This is a genomic window from Parashewanella sp. 2210YD4-3 (assembly GCF_056591735.1).
In genome coordinates this window covers 381,882-397,772 of the sequence record NZ_JBWQOG010000003.1, presented here as the reverse complement: position 1 = coordinate 397,772, position 15,891 = coordinate 381,882, and the positions used below count along the sequence as shown (strand labels likewise).

Annotated in this window: 18 protein-coding genes and 2 pseudogenes; 12 read left to right on the top strand and 8 right to left on the bottom strand. The window is 35.6% G+C overall.

Annotated features, from left to right (window positions below; all coding sequences use genetic code 11):
• Nucleotides 1–328: 328 nt before the first annotated feature.
• Nucleotides 329–478, bottom strand: a complete 150-nt coding sequence (locus AC1EU0_RS07080; RefSeq protein ID WP_480301522.1) for a hypothetical protein — start codon at nucleotides 476–478, stop codon at nucleotides 329–331.
• A 73-nt stretch (nucleotides 479–551) separates the two neighbouring features.
• On the opposite strand from AC1EU0_RS07080, the pseudogene AC1EU0_RS07075 reads away from it, so the two are divergent.
• Nucleotides 552–941: pseudogene (locus tag AC1EU0_RS07075) on the top strand (relaxase/mobilization nuclease domain-containing protein); the annotation flags it as partial.
• A gap of 24 nt (nucleotides 942–965) precedes the next feature.
• On the opposite strand, the gene AC1EU0_RS07070 reads toward AC1EU0_RS07075, so the two are convergent.
• The 5 genes from AC1EU0_RS07070 to AC1EU0_RS07050 form a co-directional block, all read right to left on the bottom strand.
• On the bottom strand, nucleotides 966–1,250 hold the full coding sequence (locus AC1EU0_RS07070; protein ID WP_480301520.1) for a hypothetical protein: 285 nt from the start codon (nucleotides 1,248–1,250) through the stop codon (nucleotides 966–968).
• Between the two features lie 56 nt (nucleotides 1,251–1,306).
• Nucleotides 1,307–1,597, bottom strand: coding sequence for a hypothetical protein (locus tag AC1EU0_RS07065; protein ID WP_480301518.1), 291 nt, complete (start codon nucleotides 1,595–1,597; stop codon nucleotides 1,307–1,309).
• Nucleotides 1,598–1,961: 364 nt separating this feature from the next.
• Nucleotides 1,962–2,579 (bottom strand): hypothetical protein, encoded by a 618-nt coding sequence (locus AC1EU0_RS07060; RefSeq protein ID WP_480301517.1) that lies wholly within the window; start codon nucleotides 2,577–2,579, stop codon nucleotides 1,962–1,964.
• A gap of 11 nt (nucleotides 2,580–2,590) precedes the next feature.
• Nucleotides 2,591–2,887: a hypothetical protein gene (locus tag AC1EU0_RS07055; RefSeq protein WP_480301515.1), complete on the bottom strand. Its 297-nt coding sequence runs from the start codon at nucleotides 2,885–2,887 to the stop codon at nucleotides 2,591–2,593.
• Nucleotides 2,888–3,079: 192 nt separating this feature from the next.
• Nucleotides 3,080–3,259, bottom strand: a complete 180-nt coding sequence (locus AC1EU0_RS07050; RefSeq protein ID WP_480301514.1) for a hypothetical protein — start codon at nucleotides 3,257–3,259, stop codon at nucleotides 3,080–3,082.
• Between the two features lie 287 nt (nucleotides 3,260–3,546).
• Between AC1EU0_RS07050 and AC1EU0_RS07045 the strand changes: the two genes are divergently transcribed.
• The 11 genes and pseudogenes from AC1EU0_RS07045 (at nucleotide 3,547) to AC1EU0_RS06995 (ending at nucleotide 11,062) form a co-directional block, all read left to right on the top strand.
• Nucleotides 3,547–3,984, top strand: a complete 438-nt coding sequence (locus AC1EU0_RS07045) for an ABC transporter transmembrane domain-containing protein (RefSeq protein WP_480301513.1) — start codon at nucleotides 3,547–3,549, stop codon at nucleotides 3,982–3,984.
• Between the two features lie 44 nt (nucleotides 3,985–4,028).
• A pseudogene (locus AC1EU0_RS07040) lies at nucleotides 4,029–5,181 on the top strand (IS3 family transposase).
• A gap of 413 nt (nucleotides 5,182–5,594) precedes the next feature.
• Nucleotides 5,595–6,092, top strand: a complete 498-nt coding sequence (locus AC1EU0_RS07035) for a VOC family protein (RefSeq protein ID WP_480301511.1) — start codon at nucleotides 5,595–5,597, stop codon at nucleotides 6,090–6,092.
• Nucleotides 6,093–6,224: 132 nt separating this feature from the next.
• Complete coding sequence (locus AC1EU0_RS07030) at nucleotides 6,225–6,641, top strand: GFA family protein (protein WP_480301509.1); 417 nt, start codon at nucleotides 6,225–6,227, stop codon at nucleotides 6,639–6,641.
• Nucleotides 6,642–6,671: 30 nt separating this feature from the next.
• On the top strand, nucleotides 6,672–6,923 hold the full coding sequence (locus tag AC1EU0_RS07025) for a LysE family translocator (RefSeq protein ID WP_480301508.1): 252 nt from the start codon (nucleotides 6,672–6,674) through the stop codon (nucleotides 6,921–6,923).
• A 23-nt stretch (nucleotides 6,924–6,946) separates the two neighbouring features.
• Nucleotides 6,947–7,297 carry a LysE family translocator gene (locus AC1EU0_RS07020; protein WP_480301506.1) on the top strand — a complete coding sequence of 117 codons (351 nt, stop codon included), beginning with the start codon at nucleotides 6,947–6,949 and terminating at the stop codon, nucleotides 7,295–7,297.
• Between the two features lie 55 nt (nucleotides 7,298–7,352).
• Complete coding sequence (locus AC1EU0_RS07015; RefSeq protein ID WP_480301504.1) at nucleotides 7,353–8,561, top strand: serine hydrolase domain-containing protein; 1,209 nt, start codon at nucleotides 7,353–7,355, stop codon at nucleotides 8,559–8,561.
• Entirely contained in the window at nucleotides 8,558–9,010 is a 453-nt protein-coding gene (locus AC1EU0_RS07010) for a GNAT family N-acetyltransferase (RefSeq protein ID WP_480301502.1), read from the top strand. Before AC1EU0_RS07015 ends, AC1EU0_RS07010 begins: the two co-directional genes overlap by 4 nt.
• A 42-nt stretch (nucleotides 9,011–9,052) precedes the next feature.
• Nucleotides 9,053–9,403, top strand: coding sequence for a cupin domain-containing protein (locus AC1EU0_RS07005; protein WP_480301501.1), 351 nt, complete (start codon nucleotides 9,053–9,055; stop codon nucleotides 9,401–9,403).
• A 2-nt stretch (nucleotides 9,404–9,405) separates the two neighbouring features.
• Nucleotides 9,406–9,864 carry a GNAT family N-acetyltransferase gene (locus AC1EU0_RS07000; protein ID WP_480301499.1) on the top strand — a complete coding sequence of 153 codons (459 nt, stop codon included), beginning with the start codon at nucleotides 9,406–9,408 and terminating at the stop codon, nucleotides 9,862–9,864.
• A gap of 481 nt (nucleotides 9,865–10,345) precedes the next feature.
• Entirely contained in the window at nucleotides 10,346–11,062 is a 717-nt protein-coding gene (locus AC1EU0_RS06995; RefSeq protein WP_480301497.1) for a hypothetical protein, read from the top strand.
• A gap of 889 nt (nucleotides 11,063–11,951) precedes the next feature.
• Here AC1EU0_RS06995 and AC1EU0_RS06990 read toward each other — a convergent pair.
• Both AC1EU0_RS06990 and AC1EU0_RS06985 read right to left on the bottom strand, forming a co-directional pair.
• Nucleotides 11,952–14,084, bottom strand: a complete 2,133-nt coding sequence (locus tag AC1EU0_RS06990) for a CHAT domain-containing protein (protein ID WP_480301496.1) — start codon at nucleotides 14,082–14,084, stop codon at nucleotides 11,952–11,954.
• 252 nt (nucleotides 14,085–14,336) lie between these two features.
• Nucleotides 14,337–15,614 carry a hypothetical protein gene (locus AC1EU0_RS06985; protein ID WP_480301494.1) on the bottom strand — a complete coding sequence of 426 codons (1,278 nt, stop codon included), beginning with the start codon at nucleotides 15,612–15,614 and terminating at the stop codon, nucleotides 14,337–14,339.
• Nucleotides 15,615–15,891: the final 277 nt, after the last annotated feature.

The following is a 15,891-nucleotide window of genomic DNA, read 5'->3' as shown; positions in this document are numbered from 1 at the left end:
GGTTTCTGAGATTTTAAACTTTTTAAAATTAACCTGCTCATTTCCTCTGAGGTTTGCTTTTTGATACAACTAAAACAGAAGAGTACTGTTTGCTCGGTTGGATACCTTTTGTTCTGGTCTAATGGAATAGGACACTTCAATGAGAAACAATTAACAGTCAAACATTAAGGTGTTTCAATGACAGCAAGAAGAAATTACAAAACTCACCCTATAGAGTTTAAAGAATAAGTCTTTGCCCTTGTCTTGGAACAAGGCTACTAAGTTCCGGAGGCTGCTAAATCACTGGAATAACAGCTGGCTTCTTCCTTATTTATGAGTGTCGCAACTATTATCCGAAAGTGGGTTTATCTAAAGGAATATCTAGATAGACAAGTTCAAAATCATTCTCTATGTAGGGGAGTATTTTTGACCATAGCTTTTCGTTGCACATGGTGCCGGGAATTAGATGTAACTCTATTTTTGATTTGGTTTTTGTCATTGCTTTTGTTTATGAAAGCTTGGTTAATTCTGGGACTATTTGATACTAACGTTAACTAGCCAAAGATTGGAACGACTCTGACTTTCAACAGCAACGGCGTACCCGGCACAGTACACACCTTGTGTTATCCATGCCCAATGGCACCGAACCCAAGAACGTTAAACAAGCTGTACGTTCCTTTGCTAAAAAGACATTCTCAGAAAACCACCAATATGTTTTTGCTTTGCACACTGATACCGACAGTCCACACGTTCACTTAACCATCAAAAACCTAGGATTTGATGGCAGAAGATTGCATGTAAGAAAAGGCTTGCCACAAGTCTGGCGAGAGAAGTTCGCTGAAGAGTTGGAAAAGCTAGGCGTAGCAGCTGAGGCTACGCCTAGTTTGAAGAAACTCTTAAACGTTGAAGAAAAGGTTTCAGGGAGTTTGCATGAAAATACTTTGCCGTCAGTTGAGCGTTGAACGCGAATATTTTAAATAGTCTTTTTACAATTTAATCTCAATTACTTGAGCATTTGGGAATAGTTGTTTTGCTCTTTCGAATATAGGTAAGGCTATTTCATTACTTGGTAGCATGACATCTATGGCATTTTCACTTTCATTGAAGAAAGTAACGATCTGATCTGCAACTTGGATTTTATGAACAAAAGTTTTCGGCACTTTTCTTCTAGTAGCTTTACTAAACCTAGATCGTGGAAAATCCATGATAAACAAGTAATCACCATCTTCTCGGAGAACTTCTTTTGGTAAATAGTGTTCCTTTCGATGCATGTATAGTTATAAAACGACGGATAATATAATGGCTAAAATTATGTACCAATCCATTGTCATTGCCTCTTTGAAGGTTTGACTTGTTCAAATAATAACGCCATCCCTGCAGCAAAAATGAACAAAAAACCAAGATAAAAAATTGACTTTATAGCTATTTGGAACCAGTGATCACCAAAAGAATGATTATTCAGCAGAAAGGTCGTAGGCAGCATACTAAATACAAGTGATTTTCCACTTCGATCTGTAATACTTATCAATCGCTCTCGCATTTTTTGACTGAAAAATATCAATAAAATAGCGATCATTATTAAATAAAAAAGAAGTTCCCTATCCAAAAATTCAATCATCCTTTTACTCCATTAAATGATTCATTCAAAGCAAAATTAGCTTCAGCGAGGCGATAAATAAGGTGTAACTCATCAAGATTACTGACTTCCTCCGCCGTTGAGGAAGCAGCTCAGAAACCTTTAACTCCTCTGCTTGATATAAGCGAGAGCGCCAAAAGATTATCCAAACAATTTTTATATAAAATTCGTGACCATCAACTTGAAACCTGATCTTTCTATACGGCGCAAAATACAAATAGCGTATTTGTATTAGTTCATCGTTAAAGTTGATTTCTAGTTTTGTCGAAAAACGATGATAGTTGAGCGTTAGCTTATTGCCATCTATGTCGTGCGATTCAGATTCTATTATCTTGAATGCCATGAACTAGGACTTCTTTTTCCAGCCTAAGAATATTTTCATGAATAAGCCAAAAACAGCACCGCCTACAAAATTGACCAAAGCATAATACGGTATGTTTTGCGGATTTAACTCACCAGTTGAGCCCTTCATCATTAAGGTAAACAAAAACATCAAAAAACCAAAAAGAACACCTGTCTTAATCCATAACTTAGGCTCAGCCTTTACTTTAGGTTGTTGGTCTGCGTGTAGTAGACGTTGCTTTTCATATTTGAGCCATTTAGCTTGACCAAAATGTTTTATAGGCATCCAAATTGGGAAGGTTAAAGCTAAAATTACAAGGCTGGTAAAATTCCATAAACACGGAATTATTCCGTCACATTTGGGACAAACATAGCCAAACCAATGACCAAAAGCATTCGATTTAGCCCATAGCCTAGCGTCATTCATTGATTCGCAGTGAGGGCATGGAATGTACTGTCGCTCTAGTAATGGAGCATCACTAGTTTTATCGATTAAGGTAATTTTTGGTAAGCGTTGCCCTAGAATGAGTTCATTAATAGCAAGGGCTGGGTTAATGATCCAGTGTATCAATAGTAAATTCGGCAACTTCCATATTGTGTATTTGTCTTTATCAAATTCCATTTGAACCTCTGTTAAGCTTTGTTCTCAATGAAATCATTCACCGCTTTTTGAGCATCGAACAAGCTAGCTCCGGTATGACTTCGGTACAATCGTATCGCTTTTATTTTTTGTCGATTTTTCAGAGCTTCATGTACTTCAACTGGAATAAACTCTTCGCCATTGGCAGCGATGCCTTGCTTTTCGAGAAGCACATCAAGCTTTCTTTCAACCAGTTGGAGCTTTTTCCTATTTGCAGACACTTCAGAGTAAATGATCAGAAAAAGGCCAAATAAGCCAAACCAAAATAGATCTGGTAGTAGTAATTCCATTATTTAAATCCTTTTTTAAAATTTTCCATAGAATCAGGCTTATTTATTACTTTTAAATAACTTCAAAACCAAAGCTAAACCGATAAGGGTGAAAACAGATACTCCGATGAAGTCTTGAGTGGCAACATTGAAAGCAATTCCCAAAACACAAAGGGCTAAGCCAATATAATTAATTTTTTTGTTCATTTATTTTCAGCCAGTAAGTGAAGATAACAACCAAAAGAAACCGCCCATTGCAATTAACCCAATGAACACCATTGCAGTGAGTGTTTTTGACTCCCTCATGGATTGAAGAAGAGCGAAGTTAGTGAGCATACCAGTTAGCATTAATCCAGAGACAGCGAGATCGCCATCTTTAAGTTCCTTTTTCATATTAAATCATTATAACAAACCCATAACACTTCCATGCTATCAACAAATATAATTCTCTGATATATCCAATAAACTGATTGCTAGTTTTTTGTACTGCTATCAAGTTTTTCTTCTTTTCTATCCTTCTAAGAAGCCAAATTGTCTCAAAGTTGATAATGCTCACGTCAAATTATCCATGTTAACTTTTTGTAACAAAATTCAGTTGAATAAATTGATCTTTATAATGAAAATGCGTTTTGCTATATGAAAGTAGCATCAAAACAATACATGGAATTAGAGAAGTAAATATGGAACAAAAATCTGGTGACACTAAGGCACTCTGGAAATTACTCGCTCCTCACAAACCTAAAAACTTAACTTTCGTTTCTCTCGCTATACTCACTATTATCGCTACAGCTCTTGAATTGGTTTTACCCCTATACTCTAGTCACTTAGTGGACTCTATTAGCCAAGAGGGGATAGACAAGCTTTTGATAGTAGGCTTAATCGTTATTGTATTAATTAGCGCAATATTTGAAGCAATTCTCAGTTGGTTTGGTGGCAAAGTTGGTCACCGTATCAATTTTAATCTCAGATATAGTTTGATCGGCCGATTGCTGCATGGTCATACTGAGAATCTAGAAAAAGAACACAGTGCAGAGTTAAGTGCTCACGTAATAAATGATTCGAATATTGTTAAATCAGTACTAGCAGGTGACTTAATAGGTGATGCGCCCCAGAAATAGTGGACACCAGATTAAGTGAGTATAAACACTAATCGAGGTGACCAATGACAACAACAAAAAAGAACCGAAAAACTTATTCAATCGAATTTAAAACAGAAGCTTTAGCTCTTGCTGAAAGATTCGGTGTTTCCACAGCTGCCAAACAACTTGGTGTTTATGAATCACAGCTTTATGGCTGGCGTAGCGCATCACAAAATAAAGCAAAAATGACTCAACGAAAAGTCGAGTTAGAAGCCGAAGTTGCCAAGTTAAAACGTCAACTCGCTGAACAAACAGAGGATTTAGCCATCTTAAAAAAGGCGGCTACCTACTTCGCCAAAAATCAAAAATAGCCCGTTTCGAATTTATGCTGGAGCATCAACATCAGTTTAAGCTCCAGCGTATGGCTATCACTTTAAATGTGTCACGAAGTGGGTATTACATATGGCGCAAAACAGATAAAGAGCCTAGCTCTCGCAAGCAACGGCGCTTGGTTATCGATAAACACGTCAAAGAAGCTTTTATTAAAAGTAAACAACGAGATGGAGCAAGGCAAATACAGAAAGAACTTGAAGATAATGGTGAGCGGGTTAACGTAAAAACAGTATAAGCCAGCATGAAACGGCAAGGGTTAATTGCTAAAGCAGCCAAGAAGTTTAAAGTCACAACAGACAGCAAGCACTCTATGCCAATAGCACCTAACTTATTAAAGCAAGACTTTACGGAGACAGCACCTAACCAAAAATGGGCTGGAGACATCACATATTTGTGGACGAGTGAAGGCTGGCTCTACTTAGTGGTGATAATTGATTTGTACTCACGCTCAGTGATTGGCTGGTCAATGCAAAAAACAATGACTGCGGATTTGGTTTCAGATGCGCTAACAATGGCATTGTTTAGGCGTGGTCGTCCAAAAGGCGTTATCGGCACAGTGATCGTGGAAGTCAGTATTGCTCCAAACAATACCGGAGCTTGATTGAAAAACATCAGCTTCAGCAAAGCATGAGCCGTAAAGGCAATTGTTGGGATAATGCTTGTGTCGAAAGCTTCTTTCACTCACTGAAAGTTGAAGCCGTTCACTATGAGCCAATTATGACTCGTAAAGAAATGAGACAAGCTGTTTTTGAATACATAGAAGTTGACTATAACAAGACAAGAAGGCACAGTGCGTTGGGTTATCTTAGCCCAGAAAATTATGAACTTAGAAACAGTGCTTAATTTTGTGTCCACTATCGACGGAGCAGATCACCAAGGGTTTACTAATTTCATTAAGGGTTCGATGGCATCACTAGCATATATACTTTTTACATGAAAACTCCAAGAGACATAAAACATTCCAATGTGATAAAAAATAAGTATGCCAAATACGATAACCCTCAACCAATCTAAATCATATCTCCTACCTGCATCAATCCTATGCTCCATCACCAAGCTCCATTTTAGGTGTTTTAATTTTTATTCTTGGCTTTTATTAAACTGTATTTATCTATAAATAAAAATGGTTATACATGATTTGTAACACATTCCGGAGCCGATCCAAGTTAGCCAATGTTCAGAAGTTAAATAGATTGAACATTTTTGTTGGTTTTTCTGGTCAGTAAAAGGAAGTAATTTTAAAGGGTTTATAAACAATGAATTTTAAGGTACTGGCACTATCAATTGCAGCATTCTCAGTAGTTGCTTCGACTCAAGTTTTTGCTACAGAACAGCAAGCGACTAACAAAGTGATGACACAAGGGCTAAATCATTTAGGTTTAACGGTAAAGAACCTTAAGCGTTCATCCGAGTTCTTCATTGAAACTTTGGGCTGGAGAAAGGCTGGGGGTTATCCTGATTATCCTTCAATTTTTGTAACAGATGGTTCTATCTTTCTTACATTATGGAAAACTCAAAATGAAGCTAAAATTGTTGAGTTTGATCGAAAGAACAATGTTGGCCTTCACCATTTAGCTTTATCTGTTGCAAGCCTTGAAGATTTGAATCAACTACACGAAACTCTTAAGTCCATCAAAGATGTGGTGATTGAGTTTGCTCCGCAACCAAATGGCAATAGCAAAACAATCCACATGATGATCAGAGAGCCGAGCGGTAATCGTCTAGAGTTTGCATATAATCCCCCTCGTAAATAACTTAATTGAAGCTATGAGTTTAACTGTAGAAAATAACCAATTTACAAATAGTTAAGCTCAGTTTAGTCTTGTCGGTACTTTTTATTCAAAAGATACCTAAGTCTTTAAGTTTCATTTCAAGGTTGGAAGTAGATGTACAAAGGAAGTTGTCTCTGCGGCAAAGTTAAGTTCGAAATCAAATCACCCATAACAGATATTATTCATTGTCATTGCTCACTTTGCCGCAAATCTAGCGGAACTGCTTATGCAACAAACGGCTTTGTGGATAGTAAAGCCTTTAAGGTTTTAGTAGGGAGTGACAGTCTAACTTACTTTGAAATGAAACCCGGTAAAAAGCGACATTTTTGTTCCATTTGTGCTTCTCCAATCTATAGCTCTAACGACTCAGATTTATCAAGAATTAGAATCAGGCTTGGTGCTATTGATAGCGATGTTAACGAAAGACCCATTTCACATAACTTCGTGACTTCGAAAGCAAGTTGGGAAGACCTTGATGCTCATTTGCCTAGATATGAAGCGCATGAGCCGAGTAGACAAAAGGTTACTTGATAGTATCTCTATTTTTAAAAGGAAATAATCATGTATTTAGAGACATGGCTGTCATTTATCGCTGCTTCTATTATCTTGTGTTTTACCCCAGGTCCAACCGTTTTCTTAATTATGGGGCAGGCGCTTAATCATGGAAAAAAATCAACGTTACCATTAATCACCGGAGTACTTACAGGTGACCTGATAGCGCTTAGCTTATCTCTGCTGGGTGTTGGTACTTTGTTGTCTGCATCATCAGAGCTATTTTCTATAGTCAAATGGCTTGGGGCTGGTTATTTATAGTATATCTAGGGCTAAAAACTTTGATGGCTAATACGCCAAAGAGTACCCAAAATACTGATAATACAGGTTCAATGAATAGCCATAAGGTATTTACGGATTCAATGCTTGTTACAGCGTTAAACCCGAAAGGGATAGTCTTTTTCATGGCATTCTTTCCATTATTCATAAATCCTGAACAGCCGTTATTCTCACAAATGGGTATCCTTTCTGTGACATTTTTGGGTATCTCAGTGATGAGCGCAACTTTCTATACCTGCTTCGCAGATGCGATTAGAGATAAATTTACTTCTGAAGACGTAAAAAGCAGATTCAATAAAATCAGCGGCGGGATGCTGTGTAGTGCAGGTGTTGTAACTGCGGCTATCGAAAAATAAGCAGAATATTTTCAGGGACTTTTAATAATGAAAGAAATAACAAGGAATGTGATTAATGCTCAAAAAAACTAAGGCTTCATTTTCCATTGCCATATTTAGTTACCTGTCATATTTACCTTTGGGGTATGCAAAGGAAAGTTTAGAGACAAAAGACAGCACTCAAGTGGACTACCAATTGATATTGAATGAACTGGTAAGCTCAGAGCACATTCCCGGAGCTGTGTTATTAGTAGATGCACCTGATAAGCGTTTTTTAGGCAGTGCAGGGTATTCGAATACTGATAAAAAAATCAAAATGCCAACGACTGCCGTTATGCCTAATGGTAGTGCAGGCAAAAAGTTAACAGCTCTGTTCGTAGCAATGTTGCACAATGAAGGAAAGGTAAATTTAGACGCTCCAATTAAACACTATCTTGATGAAGCTTTGCTTAAACAGATTGAATACTCAGAGAAAATGACGTTAAGAATGTTACTCAATCATACTAGTGGTATTTTTGAATACAATGACGTTGGTGAATACGATTTTTACAAAGCGCAATTTTCACAACAACAAAAAGTCACGACAGATATCTTTCCATTAAAGTTTGCTTTAAACCAACCCGCTGAATTTGCACCCGGCTATCGTTTTGGTTACACCAATACTGGTTATGCACTTACTGGAGTAATTTTAGAGAAAGTATTAGGTGAACATCCAGCGAAAGAAATAAGAAAACGAATTTTGAAGCCACTTAACATGAACTCAAGCTTCATTAAGGGGGTTGAAAAACATTCCTCTGAGTTGATATCAGGCTATTTTATCAATACCTATGAACCAAGCTTTCCTTCACCAATGAATGTATGGATAGATACAAAAAACATTATTGGCACAACAGGTACTATGGATGGCCCATTAGCCGCAAATGTCGAAGATATGGCGAAGTTACTAAAAGCCATAATTATGGATAATGACGTAGTTGATACTAATGTTCGTAAGCAAATGATCGGCGATAAGAATCTGGTCAAGTCTTGGGGTGCAAGGTTTTATAGAACGTCAGATTTTTATTATGGTCTAGGTATTTGGAAGGAAGTTGTGGATGGTAAAACTTTTTATCATCATGGTGGAACCGAGTTCGGTTACTTTACTCAGAATATTTATATTCCAGAAAAAGACGTTAGTATCACAGCATTTGCAAATTGTGGAGTGAACGACCATTGCGAAGATGAATTTCAAAATTTCACTTTTGAAGTGCTTGATTCAGTATTAGAGATTCGAAAAGACAAATGATTTTCAGAGAAGCAAGATTACTAGACTTAGGTGTACTGCGTTCACTAGAACAAGCTGTTGTAGAAGTTGAGCGGCCTTATAATGATTCAATTAAAAGTAAAGGTGCCGTTTATTATGACATTGAGCACTTGATTATTGATCATGATTCATTCTTACTCATTGCCGAAGAAGCAGGGCAAATTATTGCAACAGGTTATGGTCAACTACGAGATTCAAAGCTGTCCCTCATCCATAGTAAGCATTGTTACCTTGGTTTTATGTATGTTTTACCTGAATATCGAGGGCAGGGTATTAATAAATTGATGCTGGATAAAATCATCTCTTGGAGTAAAGAGCGTGGTGTCTCTGATTTTTATCTTGATGTCTACTCGGTAAACGATTCAGCAATCAAAGCTTATGAAAAAGCAGGGTTCAAACCATCACTGTTAGAAATGAAATTGAATTCATAGATTCATTAGCGAATTAAATAATAAATAGTGAAGGAGTCACTAATGATTCGAAATTTTCTCGATGTAGAAAAACAAACCCAAAGCTCCGCCCATGGTGGTCTTGGAACAGTTAACCTTTTTGAAATCTTTGGTAGAGATGATTTTACAAGTAACTGTGAGTTTATCGACCGTCAAATTATTCCACCAAACTCAACAGTTGGTTACCACAAGCATGGAAATAATGAAGAACTATATATCATCTTGAACGGTACAGGGATGATGACTGTTGATGGTTTTTCTAAACAAGTTGTTAAGGGTGATATTATTAAAAACAAGCCTTATGGAGAGCATGGGTTGATAAACGATTCTATGGAAGATCTTGAACTCTTAATTATTCAAATTGGGATTAAATAACTGTGGAAATTAGAATCGGAGATGTTAGGGATGATGCTATTTTTTCACTAATCCAAGAACATCATGAAGATATGCAGAAACATTCACCACCCGAGAGTATACATGCATTAGATATATCCGCTTTAGAACAACCCAATATTACGTTTTATAGCCTATGGATTGATGATGAACTTGCTGGCGTTGGAGCATTAAAGCATCTCGATGACCACCATGGCGAAATAAAATCCATGAGGACGTCCTCTAAACATCTCCGCAAAGGAGTTGCAGAAACAATTTTAAGATGCATGTTGGAAGTAGCCCAAAGCCGATCTTATGAGAGAGTGAGCTTAGAAACTGGTACTGCAAAGGCATTTATTGCTGCTCATAAGTTATATCAACGGAATGGTTTTACTCTATGTGAGCCTTTTGGGGATTATCAAATAGATCCTAATAGCATGTATATGAGCTTGGATTTAAATTAATTGCATGACTTTGTTAGTCCAGAATAAGTGAAGCCCCTCCTATGGCTTTATTGGGGTAACTTTGGTGATCTCTCACTTGAAACCTAGATAACTTATTGATTGAGCAACATAAAAGCCGTTACCCCAAAACGGTGATCAAAAGTGACCACTAAGGTAATGTTATTGATTAATAAACAATTTATATTTTGAGAATATTAATTTTTATAGGGTAATCTGGATACCCCTATATTACCCTAAGATTGCCTTTTCTATGCTCTATATCTTGAAGTTATTTAGATGAATAAAACAGTAGGTTAAGCTCTTTTACTTAACCCAGTTACTGTGGTTACCCAGTTTAGGCATTCAGAAGGTATCAACTCAATAGAACATATACTAGAGAAAACGCTATAAAAAATGATTGTGTTGGTATGTATTTGACATAATTGTGTTTTTAGTAATAGGTTAGTCTTAATTACTAAAATTATTCAAAAGGAAACGTTACATGGAATGTAAAGGCTTATCTCAGTATAGATGTACTTCTATTATCAAAAAGTTACTCATAATGTCGATAATAGTTGTAACTTTCGGGTGTAGTAATAGCTCAATGAGTAAAAAAACTGTTTCAGAGAATGCTTCAAAATTAAATTATCAGTTGTATATGAGATATGGTCAACTGTGTGTAAAAGGTTCAGATTTTAATGAATGTTACAGAAGAGGTCTTTCCAAAAAAAATGGATATATCAGGATCAATAAGCACCATACAAACATTAGAATTCGTTGTGAAACTTTAACCTGGGAACAAGATCATAAATGTCGATCCTCAGTTCAAACTGTCGGTTCGTTAGATCTATCACACCTTACGCTTAATGATTCAAGTTTGAGTTGGTCAAAAGAAAAGTGTGTTCTGCTAAAGGCTAATGGCGACAGTGCCTCTTGCTCAGAAGTAAATAAGTTTATGGCAAGCTACAAAATTGGGATTGAAAAAGAAAGACAAGATTATTTGATGGAGAGAAAGCGTAAGCAAGAGCTAAAAGAAAAACGTATTAAACAGTGCCGTGAAGACACTGATAATTTAATTAGAAATGTTCAAGAGGGTGATTACACCCGAATCGGCTTAGTGGTCGAAGTTAAAGATAGGCTTGTTTTAATACAAGGAAGCCAAGATTTACGTTGGTATAATAGAGCCTCAATCCAAGCACCTTCCTGTTCATTTTATTAATAAAATATTATGCCGAGTTTGGTGATAGGGGCGCTCACATTTTAGACATATTTAGGTAATTATCAAACTGAAAGCAATTTTCCTTTTTTTAAATCGGTTTTTTCTGAGTCGATATATCTAAAAAATGATTGATGCTTACGGATAAAAAAGAAGGTCTAAAAGTTAGGAGGCAATCAAAAGGTTTTGCGGGAGTTTTGCGAGTATTTTGCGACCGTTAATGTTTGTTAAGAAATTTAACAGAAATAATTTAATAAAATCATGAAGATAATGGTACAACCGAGTGGATTCGAACCACCGACCCCCACCATGTCAAGATAATGCTCTATCGCTAGTTAACCTATTGTATTTCAGATGAAAATACTAGTTTTTTGCGCTGAAAAATTTACTGAAAACACTGAATTTACTGAATTTGCAGTGTATATTAATCAATAAGTTACACTATAGTTTTGCGAGTGATTTTCGAGGATTTATAAGCTTTGAGCAAGTTAATTTTGGAGTTTTCTGAAGGGGATTATGCTTTGTTAAGATATGCACAAAGGCAAATGCAAATGAAAAGAAGTAGAGCAGGAGTTTATCAACTGTGTATAACTATATCTAGGCATAGACACCTCCTTATAATGATAAGGAAGTGTCAATTAAATTGAGCAACTGTATTGCCCGACTTAGATGTTTTATTAGGCGCATCAGGCTATACCAGATTTACCAGATGATTAAGAATGCGCCTGATTATATTGTGTAAAATAGCCAATAAATTTAGCAATTTTGCTGGAACTTTTAAAACAACTAGAAACAGCAATGAATAGGGAAGATTCATGGTTGATCTACAACAGCAAATTTTAAACTGTGTTGTGCTGATAAAAGCTTTGCAATTGTGAGTGATATAGTAGATCTATAAAGACCTTTTGATTTCATGTGGAGATCTTATAACAACTTGCTCCGGATTACCTAACTGAAGATATTTTAAACATTCTGGAAGGACCAACTCATCATCAATAATCCTTTGTACTTCTTCTGGGCTAACACTAATTTCATTAGATATTAACGAAACAATTTCAGAATGAAAATTTTCGCTTATTGGGTCTACCATCATTCCGCATCTATTAATAAGATAATATTTTCTTTCTGATTCTATTACTTCTTTCGATACAAAAAAATCAATCAATTCAGTATAGAATGTCCTTCTTATCATACCTGACATAAACGTAGACCATCGAAGGCTATTTTGTTCTTTATTGATAACAATTGGTAAGAATTCTTTCACCCTTATCATCAAGCGAGCAATAAAAGTAGAAGCCTCCTTACTCAAAATAGGCAAAGCGCTTGCAAGGACTGTTTTTGCCCCTCCTGACAAAAAACCGTTGGCTACAGAGAAATGATTTCTATCGATAGGACTTGTGTCACAAGAACTAAGCACCACAATAGGTGGAATTTTGGCATCTTGAACTAGCTCATAGATAGATACTGCTTCATTTTTTAAATAAATAAGACCCTCGTCGCTTTCTTGATGACCACCGTGAAGATCAAATACAACCATTGGACTATGGGAATCGTTTAAAACTGAAACCAATTCTCTGTAAGTAGAAGGCCTAGTCAATTTCGCTCGTACATCAAAACCACTTTGAGTCCCAAGAGTTGCCTGCTTGTTATTATTAAAATCCTCAAGTTTGGAATAAAGATGATCTTTTATTAAATCGTCATCTTTAAAAGAGCTAATTACTAAAATATCACTAAACGCTTCCATATCAATAAATATATTTTTAGTATCTATCAATAACTTGGTTGTTATCCAGCCTGGCGAAACAGGTAAACGACTGATATTATGCGCTAGCATAAGAGGAAGTCCATTATGAGAAGACCATTCAATTGGTAAGTTCGATACTATTTTAACTTCTGAAGGTCGACATTGATTCAAGTACTCGAATGATTCTGATGTCTTTTTATTAATATAATCTCTAAATTTTTTGAATTTATTTTTTAAACTTTTTTGATTATCTCTTCTATCATTAATGCCAATATCTTTAAGAAAACCATACAAGTCGCTATTAGATAAATTAATCTTGGCACTTGGAATTACGCTGGAGCATGAATACAAACCAATTAATGTTTCCACAAGCAACCTTTCGCTGTATGCTTCATTAAAATATTTGTTTTTTTCAGTCCTTTCGTCAAATCCATTTCTTAAAACCAACTTAATCGCCTTTTCTAGCGACCTAGGATCTTCAACTCCTGTGTTCTTTATGGCATTCTGTGAATAATTTTTTTTATTTATTTGAAAGTCAAGGTTAGCAGAGAAGTCCGATAAGACTATCTGAATTGCTGGTAGTGCTAAATTTAGTTTTAAATTGTCAGCAATTTCGTTTCTAATATAATTAATTAGGTTTATTGTCTGGAAAATATCTTCGTCATTACACTCATATCTGAACACCTCATAACTCACATCTAGTTTTGTAGACTTTAGAACTAAAATATTAGCTTCAGTAGATATTGACCTATTCAGCTCGTAATCAGTTTCAATATATTCATTAGACTTATCGTTAAAGTAGTTTTCCTTTAATTCTGTTACAATATTCTTTTCCTCTAAATTAAATCTAGGAGAAAGCTTATTTAAATAGGAAAGAAAAACACCTTTCTTAAGATCATTCAAGCATACGCAATCTATATCATCTAGCGCATTCAAAGAGCCAGAGACGTAAATTGCTTCAGGAAAATCTATGTCTTGAAAATCTCGACCATCCCAAAATACAACTTTTATTGCAGCTTCTACCTCTTCTATCTCAGAAAGGTCTCCACAAAATATTACTCTGTAACCATCAAAAAAACCTGTCATTCTATGCTGTATCAATACTTCTTTTTTGCAAAAAAGCTCACATAGATCTTTAGGTAATTCGGCAATTTTTCTAAAAATATCAATTTTCTTTAACAAGCTTGACGAATAATGATTAAAGTAAGTAAAGCTATCATCACTTTTATTTATCATTACGATGTACGCAATACTTAAAAAATTATTTTGATTTACTCTCAAACTTTTACTCCATCACAATGATTACAAGCCCAGGAAACGAAAATTTCTAAAGATCCCCACATAACTCATTATTCTTTCAAAGACTAGGTGAGTTTGGGCATTATACTAATACGCAAAATTTACAAATTTCTATGAGAGAACGAAATTATGAGTGGCTCCCATCGGATAACGGGCTAATTTAGCTTGGCTAAATAGAGTCACGAAGTGACAAAAGCCAAGATTTAGTTGTAATTATTAACGCGCTTGTTGCATTCAATACTCTCCAAGCCCATAGAATATCCAATTGTTTTTTTCTTTTAATTTTTCAGCTTCTTTACTATATCCGATAGATATTAGAGACAATGGAATACTTACTAATGGTGGCAGCCCCATTAAAAATTCGATAGTGCCAGCAGATAAACTTATATAACTGGTTGTATTTCCAGCGCTTTTATATTGGCTGGATTTTTTAAACAGCTTTTTGGATTTATTTATATCGTTTATGATTTCTAGAGCAATACTTTTTTCGTTAATACCTCCTCTGAGCATTTCTTCATACAAATTTAGCTGTTTTTTATAGCTATTCCATGAAGAATGATTTCTTACTTTTAAAGCTTCTTTAATGCTTACAATATTGGGTGATATATTTAGGTGCTTTGATAACTGTGCTGAAACCAAAGAATTTGCATCTTCTCTAAAGTGGTTATTTATGTTGGTTTTATTTAAGTTTGTGGTGTTTATATGGCTTGAATACGCTCCGTTAATCAATTTTTTGGGATCAGTAATACTGTTTGATCTAATCGGTGACGAATATTTTAATGCGATGTCTATTTCTGCACATGGGAGCCAAAGCTTATTTATTGCATGAGTAAATGCATCGGTAATTATAGGGCTTGCACCACATGATATGGTATCAATTAACAGGTTTTCCCCCTCTCCGAAGCTATAGTAACTTTTTCCTTCGTAATAAAGAGGCGAAACAAAGAAGTCTTGTAGAAACATTCTTAGTTCATGATTATTAATACAGCTAAGTGCAGCTGTAGGTGATTTCGTTGCTGAAACCAATAAGAAATCAAATAAATCTAGAACGATGTTATTGAATGACTCAAGATCCGGTATATCATCAACTTGTTCAGCTAGTCCTATAAGCCCAAAATCATCTTCTTCAGAGTCAAAAGATTCCCTAATTAAACCCTGTAAAAGCAAAGGCTTAAGCTCAATCGCATGCTTTAGAACTCCTTCTTTAAACAATCGGCTTGAGTCAAATGCCCCTAATACGTTTGGGTCTTCATTTATTTTTTGTAACTTTACTACTTCATGAATATCAGGATCTAATTGGTTATAAAACTCTACAAGATTATCGTCATGATAAGGAATGATAATTTCATCGTATAAAACCATATCGGAAAGAATCTTATGCTTGGTGTACTCAATCCAATTATTCCAACTTTCGCTAGAAATTATCCTCTCTGTGTCATAAGAGAGTCCATCTAATTGCGCTAGATGAGTTAAACCTATGCCATATGAAAAATCATATATGATTCTGTTCACACCAATTCCTTTTTTGTATGTATATCGCCCTGTTAATGGGCAAGTGGTGTTTGGCTAAATTTTTGGAGCGTAGCGACAAAAGCCAAACAGTATTTGTCCCAGTTGAACAGTTTGTATATATTTATTTCTGATGTAATAGAGATAAACGAGAATGTAGCTCATTGATTATTAGAGCTTGCCATATGCTGTATGACCCTAGAAAATAGTAACAGCTTATCATGCGGAAAGCCCTTATATTATCGGACACGCTACCGCTAGCTAATTAAAATTTAATTTT

Bases quoted from the DNA above. Each gene is read 5' to 3' on its own strand.
- AC1EU0_RS07030 (WP_480301509.1), top strand. From the start codon at position 6,225: ATGTACAAAGGAAGTTGTCTCTGCGGCAAAGTTAAGTTCGAAATCAAA.
- AC1EU0_RS07055 (WP_480301515.1), bottom strand. From the start codon at position 2,887: ATGGAATTACTACTACCAGATCTATTTTGGTTTGGCTTATTTGGCCTT.
- AC1EU0_RS07005 (WP_480301501.1), top strand. From the start codon at position 9,053: ATGATTCGAAATTTTCTCGATGTAGAAAAACAAACCCAAAGCTCCGCC.
- AC1EU0_RS07080 (WP_480301522.1), bottom strand. From the start codon at position 478: ATGACAAAAACCAAATCAAAAATAGAGTTACATCTAATTCCCGGCACC.
- AC1EU0_RS07050 (WP_480301514.1), bottom strand. From the start codon at position 3,259: ATGAAAAAGGAACTTAAAGATGGCGATCTCGCTGTCTCTGGATTAATG.
- AC1EU0_RS07060 (WP_480301517.1), bottom strand. From the start codon at position 2,579: ATGGAATTTGATAAAGACAAATACACAATATGGAAGTTGCCGAATTTA.
- AC1EU0_RS07015 (WP_480301504.1), top strand. From the start codon at position 7,353: ATGCTCAAAAAAACTAAGGCTTCATTTTCCATTGCCATATTTAGTTAC.
- AC1EU0_RS07070 (WP_480301520.1), bottom strand. From the start codon at position 1,250: ATGCATCGAAAGGAACACTATTTACCAAAAGAAGTTCTCCGAGAAGAT.
- AC1EU0_RS06995 (WP_480301497.1), top strand. From the start codon at position 10,346: ATGGAATGTAAAGGCTTATCTCAGTATAGATGTACTTCTATTATCAAA.
- AC1EU0_RS07010 (WP_480301502.1), top strand. From the start codon at position 8,558: ATGATTTTCAGAGAAGCAAGATTACTAGACTTAGGTGTACTGCGTTCA.
- AC1EU0_RS07065 (WP_480301518.1), bottom strand. From the start codon at position 1,597: ATGATTGAATTTTTGGATAGGGAACTTCTTTTTTATTTAATAATGATC.
- AC1EU0_RS07035 (WP_480301511.1), top strand. From the start codon at position 5,595: ATGAATTTTAAGGTACTGGCACTATCAATTGCAGCATTCTCAGTAGTT.
- AC1EU0_RS07045 (WP_480301513.1), top strand. From the start codon at position 3,547: ATGGAACAAAAATCTGGTGACACTAAGGCACTCTGGAAATTACTCGCT.
- AC1EU0_RS07025 (WP_480301508.1), top strand. From the start codon at position 6,672: ATGTATTTAGAGACATGGCTGTCATTTATCGCTGCTTCTATTATCTTG.
- AC1EU0_RS07020 (WP_480301506.1), top strand. From the start codon at position 6,947: ATGGCTAATACGCCAAAGAGTACCCAAAATACTGATAATACAGGTTCA.